The sequence below is a fragment of the Weissella kandleri genome (assembly GCF_001438705.1).
In the GTDB taxonomy this organism is placed as follows: Bacteria; Bacillota; Bacilli; order Lactobacillales; family Lactobacillaceae; genus Weissella; species Weissella kandleri.
Window position 1 is genome coordinate 262,644 of record NZ_JQBP01000002.1, and the last position, 22,567, is coordinate 285,210.

Sequence of the window (22,567 nt, forward strand, 5' to 3'; positions counted from 1 at the left end):
CTAATTATGGGAAAAACAATTCAAGTTAAAGATTTATTATCGAATACACGGTTAAGTGTGGTGCAAGGTCAAGAATATTTAAATCGTCCCATTGTGACCGCTGATATTTCACGGCCAGGTTTGGAAATGACGGGTTATTTTGATTATTATGCTCCTGAGCGTATTCAATTAATGGGGATTACGGAGACAACTTTTGCGCAGCGGATGACACATGATGAATTGCTGATGATTGCGCGTAAAATGATGGATCCGCGGACGCCAGCGTTTGTGGTGTCAACTTGGCGTAAATTACCAGTTGAATTTTTACAAATTGCAGCTGAAAATAAAATTCCTGTTTTGGAGACTGAATTAACGTCATCTCAAATCTTAGCTAATATGACCTATTACCTATCCGGACAATTGGCTGATCGGCAATCGGTGCATGGCGTTTTGGTTGATATTTATGGCCTGGGGGTTTTGATTACCGGTGATTCAGGGGTTGGTAAGTCTGAAACGGCCTTAGAATTAGTTCAGCGGGGCCACCGTTTGATTGCCGATGATCGGGTCGACATTTATCAACGTGACGAAGAAAACTTAGTCGGCGAAGCCCCTGCGATTCTAAGACATCTAATGGAACTACGGGGAGTCGGAATTATCGATGTCTTAAACCTCTTTGGAGCTGGAGCAGTACGTGATCATTCCACGATTGCGTTCAACTTACATTTGGCTAAGTGGGATAAAGATACTAAATTTGACCGTTTAGGCAATGGCGAAGATTATATTACTGTGCAAGGGGTTCGTTTGCCGCGCATGGTCTTGCCAGTTCAAACTGGGCGAAACTTAGCCGTATTGATTGAGACGGCCGCTAAGAACTTCCGTGCTAAGAAAATGGGATTTGATGCGACAGAAACGTTTAACAAAAATTTGAATGCGTTGATTGAAAAAAATTCACCAAAAGATGAATAGTTATCGTGAAAAAAGATGTAAACGCTTTATAAATCGTTTAAATTTTCATAAAAGTATGGTAATCTAATACAGTAATTGTTGTGATTACTGAGGAGGAAGCTTTTGAAACAAACAAAAATTGCAGTGCTCGGCGCTGGATCTTGGGGAACCGCTTTGGCAAACGTCGCTGCTGAAAATGGCAATCAAATAATGCTTTGGGCGCACCGTGCTGTCACGGTAGAAGAGATTAATTCTCGGCATACGAACAAACAATACTTAGGTGACCGCGTGTTACAAGCCAATATTCAAGCGACTACAGATTTAAAGGCAGCCGTTGATGGTGCTGAGATCGTTTTGAGTGTGGTTCCTACGAAAGCGACGCGCGAAGTGGCCAAGCAGCTAAACCAAGCGCTGGTGGAATTGCGGCAATCCGTGATTATTGTAGCAGCTACCAAAGGTTTGGAGCCTGAAACTTATAAATTTGCTTCACAGATGATTGAAGAAGAAGTCATGCCGCAAAATCTAACAGGTTTAGCGGTCTTGGCCGGTCCTTCACATGCTGAAGGAGTCATTAAGCATGATCCAACGACGGTCGTGGCGGTCAGCAAGCAATTGTCGATAGCAAAACAAGTGCAAGCGGCGATGAGTAATGCTACTTTCCGCGTTTATACCAATGATGATGTCGTTGGGGCCGAACTCGGGGGTGCTTTGAAAAATGTCATTGCGATTGCGGCGGGGACGTTGCAAAGCTTAGGTTATGATGCCAACGCCAAAGCGGCACTGTTTACGCGTGGCTTAAACGAAATGACGCAATTGGGTCGTTCATATGGTGCCAACGCTATGACCTTTATGGGCTTAGCTGGTGTTGGTGATTTGTTTGCAACAGCAACTTCTGAACATTCACGAAATTTCAAGGCCGGTATGCAATTTGGTCAAGGAAAGACGATGGATGAAGTCATTGACAATATGGGAATGGTGATTGAAGGAATTTCAACAACCAAGGTGGTGCACGATCTTGCGCAACAAAAAGGGGTTGAAATGCCAATTTCAGAAGCCGTCTATCAGGTGCTGTATGCACAAGAAGATCCCAAAATAGCAATTAATAACTTAATGGAACGTCCATTACAACAAGAAGGGAAGTAAATTTAATATGAAACCAGTACGTAAAGCGATTATTCCAGCTGCCGGTTTGGGAACCCGTTTTTTGCCTGCTACAAAGGCTTTAGCTAAGGAAATGTTGCCGATTGTGGATAAGCCTACCATTCAATTTATCATTGAAGAGGCCTTGGCTTCTGGAATTGAAGACATTGTGATTGTTGATGGAAAGTCAAAGCGTTCAATTGAAGACCATTTTGATTCAAATCCAGAGTTGGAAAATAATTTGAAAGAAAAAGGTAAGGACGAATTGTTGAAGTTGGTTGAAGAAACAACCGATATTAACTTGTACTTTATTCGGCAATCACATCCTCGTGGACTTGGGGATGCCGTATTAACAGCTAAGTCATTTATTGGAAATGAGCCTTTCGTGGTGATGTTAGGTGACGACTTGATGACAGATGAAAAGCCTTTGACTAAGCAATTGATCGAACGTTACGAGCAAACGGGAGATTCAACTTTGGCCGTTATGAACGTTCCACATGATCAAGTATCAGAATATGGTGTGATTGATCCTGAATCTGAAGTAACGCCTGGATTGCACAAAGTTTCAAGTTTCGTGGAGAAGCCTAAGCCTGAAGATGCTCCATCTGATTTAGCCATTATCGGACGTTACCTTTTGACACCCGAGATTTTTGAAGAATTGGAAAAGACTAAGCCCGGTAAGGGAAACGAAGTGCAATTGACTGATGCAATTGATACATTGAATCAACGGCAACATGTTTATGCCCATGAATTCACTGGAAAGCGTTACGATATTGGTTCAAAGATTGGTTTCTTGACGACTAATATTGAATTTGGTTTGCAACACCCACAAACTGGAGCCGCTTTGAAAACATATTTGAAAGACTTAGCTAAAAAGTTAGACTAATGTTGAATGTTGAAGGTTAGATTGAATCAAATCTAGCCTTTTTTATTTGTTAAATTATTTACGAAATGCGAGAAGCTATAATCTTTTAACATTTTGTGATAAAATCATGGTTATTCATTAGGGCATGCGAGAGTGTGCTGAAAGGAGTGGCAGTGAAATGGAACATTATCAGACGATTGTGATTGGAGCTGGTCCTGGTGGGATGACAGCGGCAATTTATACCGCTCGTGCTAATTTACGGACGTTAATGTTAGACCGCGGTATTTATGGCGGACAGATGAATAATACTGCTGAAATTGAAAATTATCCGGGCTATGTTAGAATCCAAGGTCCTGAGCTGGCAGAAAAAATGTTTGCTTCAACGGAACAGCTAGGCGTGGAGTATGCGTTTGGGAATGTGGAACATGTGAAGCGAGCAGATCAGCAATGGTTAGTGCAGACGGATATGGACCAATATACCGCGGATGTCGTTATAATTGCGACGGGTTCACAGTATCGAAAGCTAGGAGTACCTGGTGAGGACAATTACGCGGGTCGCGGAGTATCATATTGTGCAGTTTGTGATGGGGCGTTCTTTAAAAAACAACATGTAGCGGTCATTGGTGGTGGCGATTCAGCCTTGGAAGAAGCCAGTTATTTAGCAGGAATCGTAGATCATGTTACGGTGATTCACCGGCGGGATCAATTACGGGCTCAAAAAATTTTGCAAGATCGCGCATTTGCCAATGAAAAAATCGATTTTATGTGGAATACCGAAGTGACTAAAATTGAAGGTGACGATAAAAAAGTTCAACAGCTGCAACTCGTTAATAATCAAACACAAGCCACGTCTGAATTAGCTGTGGCAGGGGTCTTCATTTATGTTGGATTATTGCCAGTTGCTGAACCTTTTAATGATTTAGCCATTACGAATTCAGAAGGTTGGATTGAAACCAATGAGCAAATGGAAACGCGGCAGCCAGGTATTTTTGCCTTAGGGGATGTCCGAGCCAAAACTTTACGACAAATCACAACGGCCGTGGGGGATGCAGCAATTGCCGGGCAAAATGCATTTGCTTATCATGAACAATTAAAGGATTAGCAAATTTTTTCAAAAAAATGATGCAAGGTGGTGACGTCATGGATTATAATAAATTACTAGAGCAGCTTCGTCAGGGTGAGATTGATGAGTTTCAATTAACGCCAGCTGAATTTTCAACTTTTTATGAAGCGTGGCGCAATTATCCTTATCAAAATGTAATCCGCGGGGTGGCCGCTCGAGGGGGCCTTGTTACCTATCAACGTGCAAAATCAAAGTGATCAGCTTAGCATTTAGTGAATAACTTTTTAGCTAGTCTGAGCACTAAATGTAAATAATGTACGTGCAAATTGTAAACGTTTGCAAAAAACATAAAATATCGTTATAATTATTCTTGTAAGTAGGAGTTAGCTTCTAATTATCAATAGAATAATGAATATAATTAAAAGGGAGTATTCTATCATGGAATCACGCGAATTTCACATTGTAGCCGAAACAGGTATCCACGCACGTCCAGCAACTTTGTTGGTCCAAACTGCATCAAAGTTTTCATCAAACATCACACTATCATACGATGGTAAGGATGTTAACTTGAAGTCAATCATGGGTGTAATGTCGCTTGGTGTGGGACAACATGCTGATGTTAAGATTACCGCAGATGGTGATGACGCCGCTGAAGCAATCGAAGCCATCGCACAAACGATGACAAATGAAGGATTAGCATAAATCCAACGCTGAATATTGCACGAGTATGAAGGGAGTCTATGATGGCGGAATTTATCAATGGAATTGCGGCTTCAAATGGAGTGGCAATTGCTAAAGCCTATAAGTTGGTAGATCCTGATTTGTCTTTTGAGCAAGTAAACGTTGAAAACGTGCAAGCAGAAGAGGGTCGCTTAGAAGCGGCCTTTTCTGTTGCTAAGACAGAATTGGAACAAATTCGAGATAAGGCGATGCAAAATATGGGCACCGATGAAGCAGAAGTCTTTACGGCCCACATTATGGTTTTAGAAGACCCAGAATTAATTGGCGGAATTAAGAACGCCATTGAGACTGAGAAGCTTAATGCCGAAGCAGCTTTGAAAAACGTAACTGATATGTATATTGGTATGTTTGAAGGCATGGCTGATGATAATCCTTATATGGCTGAACGGGCTGCTGATATTCGTGATGTAACCAAGCGGGTTATGGCACATTTACTTGGTAAAGAGTTGCCCAATCCAGCCCTTATTCAAGAAGAAGTTGTCATTGTGGCTAAAGATATGACACCTTCAGATACAGCTCAACTTGATCGTAAGTACGTGAAAGGATTCGTTACTGATTTAGGTGGCCGGACGGCGCATGCAGCCATTATGGCGCGGACATTGGAAATTCCTGCAATTGTGGGTGCTGTTGATGCAACTGATAAAATCAGTGCGGGTGATACTTTAATTTTGAATGGGTTAGAAGGAGTGACAACAATCAATCCTTCGAATGAAGAAATTAAGGTGGCACAAGCCAAAGCTGATAAGTATGCTGAACAAAAGAGTGAGTGGGCTAAATTAAAAAATGAGCCTTCTCAATCAGCTGATGGTCGGAAGTTAATTGTGGGTTCCAATATTGGAACACCTAAAGACCTTGCGGGAGTTTTGGCCAGCGGATCAGAAGGTATTGGCCTATACCGGACGGAATTCTTGTATATGGATTCAGCTGAATTACCAACTGAAGATGACCAATTTGAAGCCTATAAATCAGTTTTGGAAGGAATGAATGGTAAACCGGTCACGGTACGGACAATGGATATTGGTGGGGACAAGTACTTGCCATATCTACCATTACCTGAAGAAGAAAATCCATTTATGGGCTATCGGGCTATTCGAATTTCTTTGGATCGGACTGATATTTTTCGGACTCAATTACGGGCACTTTTGCGAGCCTCAGTTTACGGTGATTTGTGGATTATGTTCCCAATGATTGCCACAATTAATGAATTCCGTGCGGCCAAAAAGATTTTTGAAGAAGAACGGACAAACTTAAAGCAGGCTGGAGTAGCTATTTCTGATGATATTAAATTGGGAATTATGATTGAGATTCCAGCTGCTGCAATGTTGGCTGATCGTTTTGCACAAGAAGTTGACTTTTTCTCAATTGGGACCAATGATTTGATTGCTTACACAATGGCTGCCGATCGTGGTAACGAGCATGTCTCATACCTTTATCAGCCTTATAATCCATCAATCTTACGCTTAATTAAGCAAGTTATTGATGCAGCGCATCAATATGGTAAATTTGTTGCCATGTGTGGTGAGATGGCTGGTGATCAGATTGCAGCACCGTTATTGTTAGGGATGGGACTTGATGAATTTTCAATGTCATCGACTTCAGTTCTTCAGACACGTGCATTACTTCGGGCATTGGATTCAAAGGACATGGCCAAGTTAGCTGAAAAAGCATTGAACATGGACACCAATGAAGAAGTTGAATCTTTGGTAGCGGCATCTGTTAAAATTTAAATTTTATTGAATGAAGTTGTTAACAACTTCGTTTTTTATTAGCTAAAAAGGTGATTTAAATTTAGTATAATTAGATTTAAACGTGATTAGTCAGGCTTCCAGTTTTTTGTCAGTAGAGGCACAATGCCTCATCAAATTGGCTTAAAGTTGGATAAAATGTGAGGGGTTGATGAAAAGATGGAAATGATGCGACGGCGACCACTGGTAGTGGCTAATTGGAAAATGAATAAGTTGCCCAGCGAGTCAGCAGCTTATATTGATAAGATTGAAAAACCAGTAGATCAATTTCCGGATGTGATTCCAGTTTTGGCCGGTCAGGATGTTCTTTTACCTGGAATGCTTCATGCCGCCCGTGGTACCAATATTTCAATTGGGGCGGAAAATATGTATTGGAAAGATCAGGGAGCTTTTACTGGTGAGACCTCGCCGGCTGCCTTAGCCGATTTAGGAATCCGCTATGTGATTTTAGGCCATTCTGAACGCCGGAACTATTTTCATGAAACGAATGAAATGGTCAATCGAAAAGCTCATGCTGCGTTGCAGCATAATTTGATCCCCATCGTTGCTATTGATGAGGCAATTATCCCGCGTAATGAAAATGATCGTTCACACTGGGTTGTCAATCAAGTGATTGAAACTTTTGAGGGAATGTCAGCTCAAACAGCTAAGACGATGATTTTGGCGTATGAGCCCACTGATTCAATTGGAAGTGGGCAAGCTATGACTCCAGAAATCGCTCAATTTGCGCTCCGCCGGATTCGTTTGACCTTAGCGGATATGTATAATTGGGATGTAGCCCAGGCCGTGCGCATCATGTACGGTGGGTCGGTAAAACCTGATAATGCCTATGAATTAATGATTCAAGACGATATTGATGGGGTCTTAGTGGGAAACGCTGCGTTAGACCCGGACCAATTTATTGCTTTGTGTCAAATTGCAAACCAAGCCCTTTTGACAAAAATTAGCCGACTTGATGAGTTTTAACCGCGAAATTATGGTATAATTTCTTTTGTGAATGAGATTACATCTCAGTTAATAATTCTATAAAAGCGTAAGGAGAAGACAAAATGTCTGCAATTACTGATATTTACGCACGTGAGGTCTTAGATTCACGTGGTAACCCTACTGTTGAAGTTGAAGTTTATACTGAAGAAGGTGGTTTCGGTCGCGGAATCGTGCCTTCAGGTGCATCAACTGGTGAGCACGAAGCTGTTGAGCTACGTGATGGCGACAAGAGTCGTTTCATCGGTAAGGGTGTTTTGAAGGCTGTTGAAAATGTTAATACAGTTATCAAGAACAAGTTGATTGGGATGGATGTTACTGATCAAGTTTTGTTGGATAAGACTATGATTGCTTTGGATGGAACACCAACCAAGGCTAAGTTGGGTGCCAACGCTATCCTTGGTGTTTCAATCGCAGCTGCACGTGCAGCTGCTGATGAATTGGGAACACCTTTGTACAACTATCTTGGTGGATTCAATGCACACACTTTGCCAACTCCAATGATGAACGTTATCAACGGTGGAGCCCACGCTTCAAATTCTGTTGACTTCCAAGAGTTTATGATTATGCCTGTTGGGGCTAAGTCAATGGCTGAAGCTGTTCGTATGGGTTCAGAAACTTTCCATGCCTTGCAAGCATTGTTGAAGGCTTCAGGTCACTCAACTGCTGTTGGGGATGAAGGTGGATTTGCTCCTGACTTCAAGTCAAACGCAGAACCATTTGAATACTTGTTGAAGGCGATTGATAACGCTGGTTACAAGGCTGGTAAGGATATTGCGATTGCTTTTGACGTCGCTTCATCAGAATTCTTCGATGCTGACCGTGGTGTTTATGTCTTAGAGGGTGAGCCTGATAAGAAGGAATACACTACTGACGAATTCATCGAATACTTGTCAGACTTAGTTGCAAAGTACCCAATCGTTTCTATTGAGGATCCGCTTGATGAAAACGAATGGGACGCTTGGGTTAAGTTGACTGACAAGTTGGGTGATAAGGTTCAACTTGTTGGGGATGACTTCTTCGTTACAAATACTGAGTATTTGAAGAAGGGAATTGACATGGGCGCAGCCAATGCTATTTTGATTAAGGTTAACCAAATTGGTACTTTGACTGAGACTATGGAAGCCATTGAAATGGCCAAGGAAGCTGGATACACTGCCATCGTTTCACACCGTTCAGGAGAAACTGAAGACACAACTATCGCTGACTTGGTTGTTGCTACTAACGCTGGCCAAATCAAGACAGGTTCAATGTCACGTACTGACCGGATTGCTAAGTATAACCAATTGATGCGGATTGAAGATTTGTTGACTGAAGACGTTGCTGATTACAAGGGAATCAACAGCTTCTACAATATTGACAAGTCTGCTAAAGACGCAATTGTTAACTATAAGTAATTAAATCTAATTATTTATAAATGAAAAGCTTGCTTTAAGGGTGAGCTTTTTGTTTTTGGATAATATTATGTCAGCGTGCAATTAAAGATTGAAGGTGTGATACTAATGAGACGATGTCAATGGGCTGATTTAGAGCAGACGCCAGAAAGTTTAAAACGGTACCATGATGAAGAATGGGGACGTCCTGAGTATGATGAACAAAAGCTGTTTGAATTGATGTGTTTAGAGAGTTATCAAGCGGGGTTGAACTGGCAAACTGTGCTTAATAAACGGGCAGCCTTTTTAAAAGCCTTTCATAATTATCAAATTGAAGCAGTCGCGGCGATGACAGAGCAAGATTTAAATTTGTTAATGCAAAATCAGGATTTGATTCGGCATCGTTTAAAATTAGCCGCTACGATTAATAATGCCCAGCAAATTGAAAAATTGCATATTCAGGGGAAGAGCTTAACGGATTTGATGTGGTCACAGGTTGATTATCACCCAATTGATCATCGGGTGAGTGACTTACAAACCCTTCCGAGCGCTAACTCAGTTGCACAAGCGTTAGCACGTGATTTGAAAAAATTAGGCTTTAAGTTTTTAGGGCCGGTGACGGTTTATTCATTTATGCAAGCCGCTGGATTATACAATGATCATGAAATAGATTGTGCATTTCATTAATAGTTGAAAAAGAAATAAAGGATAGAGGAATGGCGAAAAGGAGAACTAAAAATAAAAAGTGGCTGGGACTAGCGACGACGCTAATCGTAATTTTGGCTGGTGCTTTAGGAGTTGAAAATCCCGAAAAGGTACAGCAGTTGGTACCAGGTTCTAATAATTATGCAACACAAAAGCATGAAACTACGGATGGAACGATTCAGTATGGGACTGTGCAAGACCAACACCCTACAGAGAGTTTAGCAAGTTCGGTTTTAAGTAATCCGATTAAAGAACAATTTAAAGCTGATACGATTGAATACAATGGTGCAGGCGCTTTTGTGCTGAATAAGAATAAAAACACGTTGAACACTGGTGTTTCTTCAGCACCATATGTTCAATTATCCCGGCAAGATACGTTAGGTCGACCTGGGACAGCGAATGCGTGGTTAACTAAAGCAAGTCGGCAATATCGGAATCGAAGTGAGACTGGTAATTCCCAGACGATTAACCCTGTTGGCTGGCATCAAATGCAAATTAATGGGATTAGCAAAGTTTTGTATAATCGAGGGCATTCGATTGGGTACGCCCTGGCCGGTAATATTAATAGTTTTGATGCGAGTGAGGCGAATCCACAAAATATTACTACGCAAACGGCGTGGGCCAATCAATCATCAAATGGAAATGATCAAAATACGGGACAAAATTATTATGAAACGTTGGTGCGAAGAGCTTTAGATGCCAATAAGCGTGTTCGTTACCGGGTCACACCGTTGTATGAAGGTCAAAACCTAGTTCCATCTGGTTCACATATTGAGGCTAAATCGGCGGATGGAACGTTAAATATTAATGTTTTTGTACCAAATGTGCAGCCGGGGGTTCAAATTAATTATGCGGATGGTTCCGCACAATTAGTTCGATAAGTAGACGCACAGTTTTCGTACAATAAAGCATAATTCTTATGAAGGATTATGCTTTTTAAATTGTATAAAAAAAGGTATTGAGAATTACTCAATACCAAAAGTTAAATTATTATTAATGTCGGAAGGCAATTGAAAAGGCATTCTGCTTGGGTGTACCGATAAAGCGTTGATAAACATAAATTCCCATACGATAAAAGCCGCGCCAATAACGTTCAGTGTTATCAATTACAAAAATAGCAATAGTAGTAAAACCAACTAGGGTCAAGATGAAGAAAAATGAAATAATAAGTAACGATGTTAAATAGGTGTTCATAATACCCTCCAAAAAAGATCAAAATTAAGTATAGCTTTATTATATATTAGGCAAAACTTAATATCAAGACTTAATTAGGTTTAACTTGTTTTGTGTTAAGTTTCAGTTTATAATAAAGAAAAATAACGTAAAAGGTGGATAAAACAATGACGAGTTCCAAAGGACGGATGATTATGGGGCAAAATATTAAACGTCTCTTAAAACAGCAACATATGACCGCGGTTAAATTAGCTGAGATGGTTGGAGTATCCACGGCCACAGTTTCGGATTGGTCAAATGGGAAAACGTATCCACGGATTGATAAATTAGAACTAATGGCTAATTGTTTTGGCGTTTCTAAGGCAGAATTAGTTGAAAATCGTAATGAACAAAAGGAAGCCGAACCAACGTTAATGGCCGCTCATTGGGGTGTGGACTTATCAAGTGTGCCTGATGAAGACCGGCAAAGGATTATTGATCGCGCTAAATCTTATGTGGAGGGCTTGGTTGCAGATTACGAGGATCGCCTATGAATAGCTTAGAATATGATGAATTATTAATACGAGTCGAAAATGACTTAATTAAGCATCATTTGCAGCCCGTTATTTTAGATACGGTACCGCTATATGATGAAACTAAATTAGATGGGGTTACCTTTATTAAGGGCGGACGGTGTTTTATTATTATTGATAAAACATTGGATTATTTCCGAAAATCAAAGACCTTGGTGGAAGAATATTTCCATGCGATTTCGGATTTAGGAAATCATTTGGATTATGATGAGATTCGCGCCCAAAATGACGAAGTAGATGCACGTGATTCTATTATTGAATATCTAGCTGATGAGGATGTTATTTTACATTTAGCGCATAAATATTCTGACCAGCCGTTTGAATCGTGGATTTTGATGGATGAGTTAGGTTATGATTTAGATTTTGCTGAGCAAACGATTGATCATTATCGGCAAAGGGGTATAATTTCATAAATTAATACTAGGCAAAATATCGATAAGTGTGCTATACTTAATAAGTTGTTAAGGCGCGCCTAGTGTAATGGATATCACGTGAGATTCCGGTTCTTGAGATGAGGGTTCGATTCCCCCGGTGCGCATCATTAACATTTAGCCCCCCGTTATATCAACATAATCGTTGGTATGAAGGGGGGTCTTTTATTTATACATAACAAAACTGAATCTAACTTAATCGAACCGCATACACATCAACTGTGTATTTTTGGTAGTTTTAGAGGTTAACTAAACTGGTAAAATGACAGAGCATGCGTTGGGACGATGGATTTCTTTCTTATACATATCTGTAGAAATCTATGAAATATGAATGAAAGAGGACTTGAAGGGGGACTTTGGTAAAACTAAATTAAGCCTAATAGGGTTACATAATTATAGCGATTCAATTGAGCATTAGGGATTAAAAAAGATTAGCAACTTGGATAAGGCATAACTGAATATGAGGAGAATTAAAAATGCAGTTAAAAGAATTACAAAAGATTGTCGAAAAAACAGTTGATGCTAATTTGGTACACCCGTTTAACGGCGGAAAGATGAAATTAAAAATTGAATACCATGTCTATAAGGATCGAAAAAACAATAAAATAGTGGCGATGGTATTTGAAAAGGATGGTTGTTTATTGATTAATCTGAAATTGACACCGGAACATGTTGATGAAATGGTTCAAGTCAGCGGTGTTGAGCGTGGCTATCATATGAATAAAAAGCATTGGATTACAGTAGATGTGAATCAAACTGACGTGACAAAATCCGAGTTGATTAAGATGCTCCAAGAAAGTGCTGCAATCATTGCCGGATAAATATAGCTGCTTATCTTGTTTTGATTGATGGTTGTTTTTTGCATACGTAATTGATATTTTGGGTAGCTTTTGTGTGTGGTTGCTTGGATTATTATGAAATTTTAAGCCGGCAATTCTAATCCAAAGGCTTAAAAGGGTAATGCTGATTAATAAAAATGTTTTTTAATGTGTGTTAACTTGGTTTAGTAAATTTTGTGCAAAATAAGAAACCATAAATCCCCCGCTACTATGCGAAGTAACTTGATAATTTTAAGTATACCGTGGGCGCGAGATACGGTTGATGCAGAAGTGAAAGCCAGAGAATGCTGGTGCAATGATGCTGCCGTAGGGACATTGAAAAAAAGATCACAATATTTGTGAAAAATACGAAGTTTTTTGGACCATTTTTGGTTTACTATAAATGTTCCAATATAAAAATTGGAACTGAGTAGCTTGCAAAGCTTCAATCAAATGGTGACCTGTGCATAGAGCTAAATAAAGCGCTTACATTTAGTAAATATATAATTCATTCACAATCATTCACTGATTTTAACTAAATGATTTGCACAAATTAGAAAAAAGTCGTAAAATAATAACTGTAATAAACGTTTATACAAAAATAATTGGAGGCATCTTACACATGACAGTTAAGATTGGTATCAACGGTTTCGGCCGTATCGGGCGTTTGGCATTCCGCCGTATTTTGGAATTGAAGGATACTGCAGATGACATCGAAGTTGTTGCAATTAACGACTTGACTAACCCTGCAATGTTAGCATACTTGTTGAAGTATGATTCAACTCACGGAACTTTGAATGCCGAAGTTTCTTCTGACGAAACTGGAATTATCGTTGATGGACGTCACTACAATGTTTATGCAGAGCGTAATGCTGCTGACTTAAAGTGGGTCGCTAACGACGGTGTTGAGATTGTTTTGGAATCAACTGGATTCTACACATCAGCTGAAAAGTCACAAGCTCACTTGGATGCCGGAGCAAAGAAGGTTCTTGTTTCAGCACCAGCTGGTGATATTCCTACTGTTGTTTATGGAGTTAACCAAGATGTGTTGACTGCAGATGATAAGATTGTTTCTGCTGGATCATGCACGACTCAATCATTGGCTCCATTGGCAAATGCATTGAATAAGGAATTTGGAGTAGAACTTGGTTTGATGACTACTGTTCACGCCTTTACTTCAACTCAAATGATTTTGGACGGACCTAAGGGTAAGAAGGCTCGCTCAAACCGTACTGCTTCAGTTAACACAATTCCTCACTCAACTGGGGCTGCTAAAGCAATCGGACTTGTTGTTCCTGAATTGAAGGGTAAGTTGGATGGTCACGCACAACGTGTTGGGATTGTTGATGGTTCAATTACTGAATTGACAACTGTTTTGTCAAAGAAGGTTACTGAAGACGAAGTTAATGCTGCCGTTAAGAAGTACCAAAACGACTCATTCGGTTACAATGCTGACGAAATTGTTTCATCAGATATCATTGGAGATACCCACGGTGCCGTATACGACCCAACTTTGACTAAGATTATCACTGTTGGTGACAAGCAATTGGTTCAAACTGCTGCTTGGTATGATAACGAATACGGATTTACTTCAAATATGGTTCGTACTTTGTTGCACTTGGCAACTTTGTAAGATTAGTTTGATTTAATATTTAAGGCGGTTGGGGGGACTCAATTGCCTTTTTTATTTAATACAACGCGAAGACTAGTCTCAGCCCACTAATTCGCTGAGGTGGTATCGAGACTGACTGAAATTATAAAACGGTTGGTTCTGATAATCATTGAAAATTAGTGAAATAATATGTTAATTTAGGGTATAATATCTATATACTGATTTTTAAGAAAACGAGGAAAGTTTTAATGGCAAAATTAACAGTAGAAGATTTAGAACTTAAGGGCAAGAAAGTCTTGATGCGTGTTGACTTTAATGTACCTTTGAAGGAAGAAAATGGCGAAGTTATAGTTTCTAACGACAACCGGATTGTGGCAGCTTTGCCTACTATCAAGTACGTTTTGGAACAAGGTGGACGTGCAATTTTGTTCTCACACTTGGCCCGGATTAAGAGCGAAGATGATAAGAAGGGATTGTCAATGAAGCCAGTTGCACAAAAATTGGCTGACTTATTAGGACAACCTGTTACATTTGTACCAGCTACTGAAGGTCCAGAATTGGAAGCTGCCATTGATGGACTAGAAGATGGACAAGTTTTGGTCTTTGAAAATACGCGTTTTGAAGACGTTGTTGATGGCGTAGAGGTTAAGCGCGAATCAAAGAACGATCCAGAATTGGGTAAGTACTGGGCTTCATTAGGTGATGTCTTTGTCAATGATGCTTTTGGAACGGCCCACCGTTCACACGCATCAAATGCAGGGATTGCCGCTAATATTGAGCAAACTGCTGCTGGATTCTTGATGGAAAAAGAGATTAAGTTCCTTGGTGGAGCAGTTGAAAAGCCTGAGCGTCCATTTGTGGCCATCATTGGTGGAGCTAAGGTATCTGACAAAATCACAATTATCCAAAACCTTTTGAAGAAAGCGGATAAGGTTATCGTTGGTGGTGGAATGGCGTATACCTTTGATGCTGCTAATGGAAAGAGTATTGGGAATTCATTGTTTGAAGAAGACAAGGTTGAATTGGCTAAGCAATTAATTGAAGAAGCTGGCGACAAGCTAGTTTTGCCAGTTGATGCGGTAGCTGCCGATGCTTTTAATAACGATGCTGACACTTATGCAGCCGGAGAAGAAGGTATTAAGGATGGTTACATGGGTCTTGATATTGGACCTAAGTCAATTGAGTTGTTCAAGTCAGTTTTGGCTGATGCTAAGACAGTTGTTTGGAACGGCCCAATGGGTGTCTTTGAAATGCCTAACTTCGCTAAGGGAACTTTGGCCATTGGTGAAGAATTAGTTAAGGTTACAAAAGAAAATGGTGCTACAACAATTGTTGGTGGTGGTGATTCAACTGCTGCGGTTCAACAATTAGGTGTTGCTGATCAGTTGACACACATTTCAACCGGTGGTGGAGCATCATTGGAGTACCTTGAAGGAAAGACTTTGCCTGGAATTGCTGCTATTTCAGAAAAGTAAAACATTAAAAAATCACGTCAATAATTGACGTGATTTTTTGTTTACAATGATTTTAATTAAAGTGAATTGAAATCTAAATGAAGCTGAAGTATAGATCGAACACGTTTGAATTTTTATCATATCAAGCAGATATTTTAGGTATTAGCAGTTTGTGGGATTTTAATGCTCATGCCTGCCTTTAAATCAACGACCCCCGGATTGATCGCTTTTAATTGAGCGGTAGTTAGATTGTTGTTATAAGCGATCCGATACCAAGTCTCGCCGGTTGCGACAACGTGGGTTGCAGTTGCAACGTCAGAGGATTCCTCAGCTTTTAAATCCTCAGTTACAGTCGGCTTGGGTTGAGTCGTTTTACTAGTTTGCTTATTTTTACCTTTATCCGTAGTTGATTTCTTTTTGACTTTGGAACTAGAAGATGAGGATAAGTTAGTCTTTGCGGTCTCATGCGTTTGATTTGATGTAGTATTGAAAATGCTATGAAAGGCACGTGTGATCCCAAAAGCGATGATAAAAGTAACAAAAAAAACGAGCAGTGCGAGCAGAATACGCTTAAAAGTTAAACTGAGTTTACTTGACATAGTGGTCCCCTATATTTTTAATAAAGTGTTAGATTAATTTTAGTCTAGCGATTTTTCTTGAATCTGCCAAGGTAAATTCAAGACTCTTAAAGTGAATTTAAACAGATTCTGGATGTCAGAAAGCTTAATTCAAAAATATACCTTTATCCACTTATTAATCTAGCGTATAATTACACTTAATAGACAACGAAAAAGGGGAATTCGATGAAGGATTTTTTTAAACCAACGTGGCAAGTGCATGCCATCTATCAGCTTGACCCGGCTGATTTAAAACGACACGGAATCCAAGCAGTGTTAACGGATTTAGATAATACTTTAATTGCTTGGAATAATCCGGATGGAACGACACAGTTACATGAATGGTTATTACGTTTGGAAAAGGCTCAGATTCCAGTCATGATTGTTTCAAATAATTCAGCTGAACGGATTGAGCGAGTGGCTGAACCGTTACATTTGAAATTTATAGCCCGTGCGTTAAAACCTACAACCCATGGTTTGCAAGAAGCACTAACGAAGCTACAACTGGCCCCAAAGGATGTGGTGATGGTTGGTGATCAATTGTTGACTGACATTATGGCCGCAAACGCCATGAGGATGCGCAGTGTCTTAGTTGAGCCCTTAATTGATACCGATCAATGGAATACTAAAATTAACCGCTTTTTTGAAAAAGGGGTAAAAAAACATTTAAAACGACAATATCCGGAATTACAATGGAGGAATAATCTTGATAAGTGAAAAAGAAGCTCAGGAATACTTGGCAGACGGACTTAAATGTATTGGGTGTGGGGCTACTATTCAAACAACTGAACCCAATGAGATTGGTTATACGCCGATGTCAGCTTTGATTAAAGGCTTTGACCAAGAAGAAGTTCTTTGCCAGCGTTGCTTTCGCTTGCGGCATTATAACGAAATTCAACCGGTTAGTTTAACCGACGATGATTTTCGCCGGCTTTTGAATCAAATTTCTGAAACGAAGGCTCTAGTTGTTTACGTGATGGACGTGTTTGATTTTAGCGGATCAATGATTCCAGGATTACATCGTTTTGTTGGTTCAAATCCTATTTTATTGGTAGGAAATAAAGTCGATGTATTACCACATTCAATCCGACGCAGCAAAGTTAAAGATTGGATGCGCCAACAAGCTAATATTGCTGGACTACGACCAATCGATATTATGCTAACTTCTGGTAAAAATGGGGATGAAGTCTCAACATTGTTGGATAAAATTGAGCAATATCGAAATGGTCAATCCGTTTATGTAGTGGGGGTCACTAATGTTGGTAAATCAACTTTGATTAATCAGATTATTAAAGATGTAACCGGTGATCAGCAAGATGTGATTACGACGTCACGTTTTCCTGGTACCACCCTTGATCGGATTGAGATTCCATTAGATGATAGCAGTGATATTATCGATACCCCAGGAATTATTCATGCCGATCAAATGGCTCATTTTTTGAGTGCCAAAGATTTGAAGTACGTTTCACCACAAAAAGAATTAAAGCCCCGTACGTATCAATTGAACTCAGAACAGACGCTCTTTTTTGGAGCAATGGCGCGGTTTGATTATGTGCAAGGCCCTAAGACGGGAATTACGGCATACTTTGAGAATAACCTGCAAATTCATCGGACGAAATTGGAAAAGGCCACTGCTTTTTATGAAAAGCATGCAGGAACTTTACTAACCCCACCAAATGATAAGGATATGGCTAAAATGCCACCTTTGCGTCGCCATGAATTTAAGACGACGATGAAAACAGATATTGTGGTGGACGGCTTAGGTTGGGTTACAGTGCCAGCTAATGTAGTAGTAGCAGCGTGGGCTCCTGAAGGTGTTTCAGTTTTGACAAGAAAGGCAATGATATAATAATGGAATTACGTGGTAAACAAAAACGATACTTACGCGCTACGGCGCATGATATGCGACCTCTTTTTAGCGTAGGAAAGCAAGGATTAACGCCTAATTGGTTAGAGCAATTAGGCTCAGCAATCGATAAACGTGAACTGTTTAAAGTTAATATTTTAAATAATTCAGATGTCACGGTTTCAGAAGTAAAAGAATATATTGAAGCTAATTCAAATATTCAAGTAGTCCAAACGATTGGGCATACTTTATTGTTATTTGGTCAGGCCCAAAATCCTAAGTATCGTGATTATTCTGTAACAGTGGCAAAAATTTAATTGCTATTGGAGAGCTTCATACAGAAAGGATGGATTGGAATGCAACATACAGTTACGACCTTAGAAGTAAAAGCTCAAAATCAGCCGGAAACGGAGCTCGAGTCACGCAGCGTACGGGTTGGATTGTTAGGGGGAACCTTTAATCCACCCCATCTAGGACATCTAGTGATTGGAGAGCAGGTGGCCCGACAATTGGAATTGGAAAAAGTTTACTTTATGCCTAATGCTATCCCGCCCCATGTCGATCATAAAGAAGCGATTGCTGCAGTTGATCGAGTAAAAATGGTGCAGGCCGCCATTCAAGGCAATAGCCTGTTTGATTTTGAATTAGCTGAGGTAGAGCGTGGCGGTATCAGTTATGCATATGATACTTTATTAACATTAGTCCAAAAACACCCAAATTATGAATATTATTTTATTATTGGTGCGGATGAAGTGGCGTATTTACCGACTTGGCATCGGATTGACGAATTAATGCAATTAACCCATTTCGTGGGAGTTAATCGCCCCGGCGTCTCGGCACCTAAAAGTGAATTTCCAATTCAATTTGTGACGGTTCCAGATTTAGATATTAGTTCAACGGATTTACGGCAAAAAATTGCGCACCACGAAAGCGTTCGCTACTTGGTCCCAGATTTAGTAGCGGCATATATTTTCGAAAAGGGGCTTTACCAAGATGACGATAGGAATTGAATATCAAAAGCATTATTATCCAGGCGTACGGCAAGCGTTGGTACAAAAAGTGCAAGCAGCTATGTCGGATTATCGGTATCAACACGTGTTGAGAGTTGAAGCAATGGCGTTACAATTAGCTGAAATTTGGGGTGTTGATTTAGAAATGGCATCGGTAGCGGCTTTGGTGCATGATTACACGAAAGAGCGCAGTGATGATGAGTTTAAGGCGATGATTGCCACAGCACATTTAGACGCTGATTTATTAAATTGGGGGAATAATATTTGGCACGGCGTCGTTGGGGCGGAATTTATTGCGCGTGAATTAAATATTACTGATGAAACCATTTTAACTGCTGTACGACAGCACACAACGGGCGCGCCAGAAATGACGCCGCTAAGTCAAGTCTTATACATGGCCGATTATGTTGAAATGGGGCGCGATTTCCCCGGTGTGGATGAAGTACGGAATCTGGCACATACCAATTTAGCGGCAAGTGTTGGGTGGCAAGCCCGACATACATTAGCCTATTTGGTCGGTCAAAAAGCGCGGATATATCCGTTGTCGCTTTTAACTTATAATGTTTGGTCAACAAAATAAATGGAGAAAAACATGAGTTTAACAAAAATGTTAGAAGTTGCAGTTAAAGCTGCAGATAGTAAGCGGGCAGAAGATATTGTGGCCTTAGATTTACAAGGTGTATCAATGTTCACAGACGCCCTATTGATTATGGACGCTCCTAGTAATCGTCAAGTTTTAGCGATTACACAAGAAATCGTTGATAAGATGCAAGAAGCTGGCTTTACATTACGTCAACATGAAGGACGTGATAATGGGGAGTGGGTGGTCTTAGATTTTGGTGATCTAACGGTGCACGTGTTTAAAGAAGAAATGCGTAATTTTTATGGTTTGGAGCAACTATGGGCTGCTAAAAGCCAACCAATTGATATCCAAGAATGGCTAATTGAGGATTAAACGATGGCAAATTATCAAACGTTTGCGAAATTATATGATGATTTATTCGATGATGATGCATACGCTGATTGGCTACAGTACGCGGTAAATCAGATTAAAAATCCACAAGCTCCATTACTGGAATTAGCTGGTGGAGCGGGTCGGTTAGCTTTAAGGCTCAAACAAAAAGGTTTTGATGTGACCGTGTTTGATTTATCTGAAGAAATGTTGAGCTTGGCGCAAGCACATGCGGCTGAGGCTCAAGTTGATTTACCATTGGTACAAGGTGATATGCGAGAATGGTCCGATTATCAAAAGCAATTTGGGACGATTACTTCTTTTGCGGACTCATTTAACTATTTAGCAAATGAAGTGGAAACCTTAATGGCGTTTCAACAAGTATATGACCATTTGACTACGGGAGGTCAGTTCTTATTTGATGTCATCACCCCGTACCAAACGGATGTATACTATCCTGGATACATGTACAACTATCACGATGATGAGATGGCTTTTTTATGGAGTTCATATGGGGTTGAGAATGCAGTTCACACGGTTGAACATGAATTGATTTTTTTTATCTACGATGAAGCCATTGATGGTTACAAACAATTGACGGAGATTCATACGGAAAGAACGTATGACCTTGGAACATATCAGCGGTTATTGGCTCAGGCGGGATTTGTCCATATTGAAGTAACGGGTGACTTTGGTCGCCAAAAGCAGGTTGATGATCAGACGAATCGCTGGTTCTTTAGCGCGCAAAAAGGGTAACATGATGGGAAAAGCAGTTGGATTAATTACTGAATACAATCCTTTTCATAACGGACATCAATATCATTTACAGCAAGCTAAACAGCTTACGCAAGCAGATACCGTCATTGCGGTTATGAGTGGTAATTTTGTGCAAAGAGGTGAACCAGCGCTTTATGATAAATGGCAGCGGTCTGCAGCTGCGGTTGAAAATGGAGTGGACTTGGTTCTTGAATTGCCAGTGGCATTTGCGATTCAACCAGGTCCTTTTTTTGCGCAAGGGGCTGTTGAAATTTTGGTGGCCGCTGGGGTGAGTGAAATTGTTTTTGGCGCAGAGCATGCTGAATGGGACTTCATGGCGTTAGCAAAAGCCATTCAACAAGCGCCGGATGATTCGCAAATTTTTCAACAATATGATCAGCCTTATGCATCGAGTTATAATCAGATGTTAAAGGAGCGTTTTAAGATTGAAATTACAAGTCCTAATGATTGGTTGGGGCTTAGTTATGCCTTCGCACTCTTAGCATTAGGACAAGCAGATCAGGTGCAACTCCGTGCGATTCAACGGCAAGGATCCGCATATCATGCAGTAGAGCTTCATCCACAACAATTTGCGAGCGCCACAGCGTTACGGCAAGCTTTACAAAATGATCATCTGAATGTGGAACAATTAGCTTTGTATGTTCCCAAAGGTACGCAACGCCTCTTCTTGGAGCAGGCGCCCTTAGATTGGCAGCCAGTAAAGCAGTGGTCATTGTTGAAGTATATCGTCATGACCCGGGAAATTACTGAGTTGGAACAAATTTATCAATTAAATGATGGCTTGGCTCAGCGGTTACAAAAAACAGTCCAAGCATATTGGCAACTCGAAGTTTTGGACTGGGATGATTTTATGCAAAGTTTTAAAAGTAAGCGCTATACATATAGTCGTTTGCAGCGAAATCTTTTGTATGTTTTACTCAATATTACACAAAATGAAATGGAATTTGCGATGCAGCACCTGTATTTACGCCCATTAGCATTTAATGTGCAGGGTCAAGCTTGGTTAAAGGCTTTAAGAAAGCAGGCTACTTTGCCGGTAATTGGACGGGTTAATCAAGAAAATAGTAAAACCATTTTGAAACTTGATGTGCGAGCTGGGCGCTTATATGAATATTTCCAGCCGAATCATCAAGTCTCGAATAAAGATGTTCACCAACATCCATTCATATTAAAAGGAGCTTCTCATGAAATGGAATTTAAATGAATTAGTAAAATATAAACAAGAACCATTACGTTTTAACGAAATGATGGATGTAACGGCGGCTTTAAAAGATAAATTTAATGATGTCATTCTTGATGCTACGCCGATGCAAGTCGAGGGGATGATTCAAAACGAGCAAGACGATTTTGTTTTGCATGCTCATGTGGTTGGTAAAATTATTACGCCTTCAACTCGTTCAGCTGAACCGGTCGATTTACCTTTGGATTTTATGATTGACGAGATTTATATTCCAGATATTCAACATGCTGAGCACTATGAGATGAGTGAATCGGTTATTTTATTGGAAGATGAAGTTTTGAATTTTGACGACGTGTTAGTCGATTATATTTTCTTGCAAATTCCACTCCAAGTTTTGGCAGAAGGTGAAGAAGAAGCACCGATGCCAGAAGGCGAAGGCTGGGCTGTCATTAGTGAAGATGAGTATCTAGCTGAGCATGAAGCTATTAATGAGCCAGCTAATGAAAATAATACACCCTTAGCGGGGTTAGCTAATTTATTAGATCACGAAAATGATGAGCAAGAGGAACAGCACTAAAAAACGAA

At 40.1% G+C, this 22,567-nt stretch carries 27 protein-coding genes and 1 tRNA gene; 26 read left to right on the forward strand and 2 right to left on the reverse strand.

From position 1 onward, the window contains the following. The first annotated feature begins 6 nt into the window (after positions 1–6). The 11 genes from hprK to IV73_RS02925 all read left to right on the forward strand — a co-directional run bounded on the left by hprK (position 7) and on the right by IV73_RS02925 (position 10,421). Positions 7–945 (forward strand): HPr(Ser) kinase/phosphatase, encoded by a 939-nt coding sequence (hprK, locus tag IV73_RS02875; RefSeq protein ID WP_057754612.1) that lies wholly within the window; start codon positions 7–9, stop codon positions 943–945. Positions 946–1,047: 102 nt separating this feature from the next. Continuing rightward, positions 1,048–2,067, forward strand: a complete 1,020-nt coding sequence (locus tag IV73_RS02880) for an NAD(P)H-dependent glycerol-3-phosphate dehydrogenase (RefSeq protein ID WP_057754614.1) — start codon at positions 1,048–1,050, stop codon at positions 2,065–2,067. Positions 2,068–2,074: 7 nt separating this feature from the next. Next, positions 2,075–2,950, forward strand: coding sequence for a UTP--glucose-1-phosphate uridylyltransferase GalU (galU, locus tag IV73_RS02885; RefSeq protein ID WP_057754617.1), 876 nt, complete (start codon positions 2,075–2,077; stop codon positions 2,948–2,950). A gap of 157 nt (positions 2,951–3,107) precedes the next feature. Beyond that, entirely contained in the window at positions 3,108–4,031 is a 924-nt protein-coding gene (gene trxB / locus IV73_RS02890) for a thioredoxin-disulfide reductase (protein ID WP_057754619.1), read from the forward strand. A 38-nt stretch (positions 4,032–4,069) separates the two neighbouring features. Then, positions 4,070–4,249: a hypothetical protein gene (locus IV73_RS02895; protein WP_057754622.1), complete on the forward strand. Its 180-nt coding sequence runs from the start codon at positions 4,070–4,072 to the stop codon at positions 4,247–4,249. Between the two features lie 181 nt (positions 4,250–4,430). Beyond that, a complete protein-coding gene (locus tag IV73_RS02900) occupies positions 4,431–4,694 on the forward strand; it encodes a phosphocarrier protein HPr (protein ID WP_057754625.1) in 264 nt (87 codons plus the stop codon). 41 nt (positions 4,695–4,735) lie between these two features. Then, entirely contained in the window at positions 4,736–6,460 is a 1,725-nt protein-coding gene (ptsP, locus tag IV73_RS02905; protein WP_057754628.1) for a phosphoenolpyruvate--protein phosphotransferase, read from the forward strand. Between the two features lie 177 nt (positions 6,461–6,637). Further along, complete coding sequence (gene tpiA / locus IV73_RS02910) at positions 6,638–7,444, forward strand: triose-phosphate isomerase (RefSeq protein ID WP_057754631.1); 807 nt, start codon at positions 6,638–6,640, stop codon at positions 7,442–7,444. A gap of 83 nt (positions 7,445–7,527) precedes the next feature. After that, entirely contained in the window at positions 7,528–8,859 is a 1,332-nt protein-coding gene (gene eno, locus IV73_RS02915) for a phosphopyruvate hydratase (protein WP_057754634.1), read from the forward strand. Between the two features lie 105 nt (positions 8,860–8,964). After that, entirely contained in the window at positions 8,965–9,522 is a 558-nt protein-coding gene (locus tag IV73_RS02920) for a DNA-3-methyladenine glycosylase I (RefSeq protein ID WP_057754637.1), read from the forward strand. Positions 9,523–9,551: 29 nt separating this feature from the next. Next, on the forward strand, positions 9,552–10,421 hold the full coding sequence (locus IV73_RS02925) for a DNA/RNA non-specific endonuclease (protein WP_057754640.1): 870 nt from the start codon (positions 9,552–9,554) through the stop codon (positions 10,419–10,421). Positions 10,422–10,533: 112 nt separating this feature from the next. Here the strand turns inward: IV73_RS02925 and IV73_RS02930 are convergent, their stop codons facing one another. Further along, positions 10,534–10,734: a hypothetical protein gene (locus tag IV73_RS02930; protein ID WP_057754643.1), complete on the reverse strand. Its 201-nt coding sequence runs from the start codon at positions 10,732–10,734 to the stop codon at positions 10,534–10,536. 146 nt (positions 10,735–10,880) lie between these two features. On the opposite strand from IV73_RS02930, the gene IV73_RS02935 reads away from it, so the two are divergent. From IV73_RS02935 to IV73_RS02960, 6 genes are all read left to right on the forward strand, one after another. Then, positions 10,881–11,246 carry a helix-turn-helix domain-containing protein gene (locus IV73_RS02935; RefSeq protein WP_057754646.1) on the forward strand — a complete coding sequence of 122 codons (366 nt, stop codon included), beginning with the start codon at positions 10,881–10,883 and terminating at the stop codon, positions 11,244–11,246. Continuing rightward, the gene (locus IV73_RS02940) at positions 11,243–11,698 is read left to right on the forward strand and encodes a hypothetical protein (protein WP_057754649.1); all 456 of its coding nucleotides are present in this window, start codon (positions 11,243–11,245) and stop codon (positions 11,696–11,698) included. Before IV73_RS02935 ends, IV73_RS02940 begins: the two co-directional genes overlap by 4 nt. A 53-nt stretch (positions 11,699–11,751) precedes the next feature. Further along, positions 11,752–11,823: transfer RNA gene (locus tag IV73_RS02945), tRNA-Arg, on the forward strand. A gap of 369 nt (positions 11,824–12,192) precedes the next feature. Beyond that, positions 12,193–12,537: an MmcQ/YjbR family DNA-binding protein gene (locus tag IV73_RS02950; protein ID WP_057754653.1), complete on the forward strand. Its 345-nt coding sequence runs from the start codon at positions 12,193–12,195 to the stop codon at positions 12,535–12,537. Positions 12,538–13,156: 619 nt separating this feature from the next. Next, a complete protein-coding gene (gene gap, locus IV73_RS02955) occupies positions 13,157–14,167 on the forward strand; it encodes a type I glyceraldehyde-3-phosphate dehydrogenase (RefSeq protein WP_057754655.1) in 1,011 nt (336 codons plus the stop codon). Positions 14,168–14,394: 227 nt separating this feature from the next. Beyond that, entirely contained in the window at positions 14,395–15,621 is a 1,227-nt protein-coding gene (locus IV73_RS02960) for a phosphoglycerate kinase (RefSeq protein ID WP_057754658.1), read from the forward strand. Positions 15,622–15,755: 134 nt separating this feature from the next. Here IV73_RS02960 and IV73_RS02965 read toward each other — a convergent pair whose 3' ends face one another. After that, a complete protein-coding gene (locus tag IV73_RS02965) occupies positions 15,756–16,199 on the reverse strand; it encodes a LysM peptidoglycan-binding domain-containing protein (RefSeq protein ID WP_057754661.1) in 444 nt (147 codons plus the stop codon). 204 nt (positions 16,200–16,403) lie between these two features. On the opposite strand from IV73_RS02965, the gene IV73_RS02970 reads away from it, so the two are divergent. Genes IV73_RS02970 through IV73_RS03010 form a run of 9 tightly spaced genes read left to right on the forward strand, consistent with a single transcriptional unit; the run spans position 16,404 to position 22,559 of the window. Next, positions 16,404–16,934: a YqeG family HAD IIIA-type phosphatase gene (locus IV73_RS02970; RefSeq protein WP_057754663.1), complete on the forward strand. Its 531-nt coding sequence runs from the start codon at positions 16,404–16,406 to the stop codon at positions 16,932–16,934. After that, positions 16,924–18,066 carry a ribosome biogenesis GTPase YqeH gene (gene yqeH, locus IV73_RS02975; protein ID WP_057754666.1) on the forward strand — a complete coding sequence of 381 codons (1,143 nt, stop codon included), beginning with the start codon at positions 16,924–16,926 and terminating at the stop codon, positions 18,064–18,066. Before IV73_RS02970 ends, yqeH begins: the two co-directional genes overlap by 11 nt. 2 nt (positions 18,067–18,068) lie before the next feature. Continuing rightward, positions 18,069–18,380, forward strand: coding sequence for a YhbY family RNA-binding protein (locus IV73_RS02980; RefSeq protein WP_057754669.1), 312 nt, complete (start codon positions 18,069–18,071; stop codon positions 18,378–18,380). Between the two features lie 39 nt (positions 18,381–18,419). Beyond that, entirely contained in the window at positions 18,420–19,073 is a 654-nt protein-coding gene (locus IV73_RS02985; RefSeq protein ID WP_057754672.1) for a nicotinate-nucleotide adenylyltransferase, read from the forward strand. Beyond that, a complete protein-coding gene (gene yqeK / locus IV73_RS02990; protein ID WP_057754675.1) occupies positions 19,057–19,653 on the forward strand; it encodes a bis(5'-nucleosyl)-tetraphosphatase (symmetrical) YqeK in 597 nt (198 codons plus the stop codon). The genes IV73_RS02985 and yqeK overlap by 17 nt, the downstream gene beginning before the upstream one ends. Before the next feature lie 12 nt (positions 19,654–19,665). Beyond that, positions 19,666–20,028, forward strand: coding sequence for a ribosome silencing factor (rsfS, locus tag IV73_RS02995; RefSeq protein ID WP_057754678.1), 363 nt, complete (start codon positions 19,666–19,668; stop codon positions 20,026–20,028). A gap of 3 nt (positions 20,029–20,031) precedes the next feature. Further along, on the forward strand, positions 20,032–20,781 hold the full coding sequence (locus tag IV73_RS03000; RefSeq protein WP_057754681.1) for a class I SAM-dependent DNA methyltransferase: 750 nt from the start codon (positions 20,032–20,034) through the stop codon (positions 20,779–20,781). Beyond that, a complete protein-coding gene (locus tag IV73_RS03005) occupies positions 20,738–22,006 on the forward strand; it encodes a nucleotidyltransferase (RefSeq protein ID WP_236697724.1) in 1,269 nt (422 codons plus the stop codon). The genes IV73_RS03000 and IV73_RS03005 overlap by 44 nt, the downstream gene beginning before the upstream one ends. After that, positions 21,987–22,559 (forward strand): DUF177 domain-containing protein, encoded by a 573-nt coding sequence (locus IV73_RS03010; RefSeq protein WP_057754688.1) that lies wholly within the window; start codon positions 21,987–21,989, stop codon positions 22,557–22,559. The genes IV73_RS03005 and IV73_RS03010 overlap by 20 nt, the downstream gene beginning before the upstream one ends. Positions 22,560–22,567: the final 8 nt, after the last annotated feature.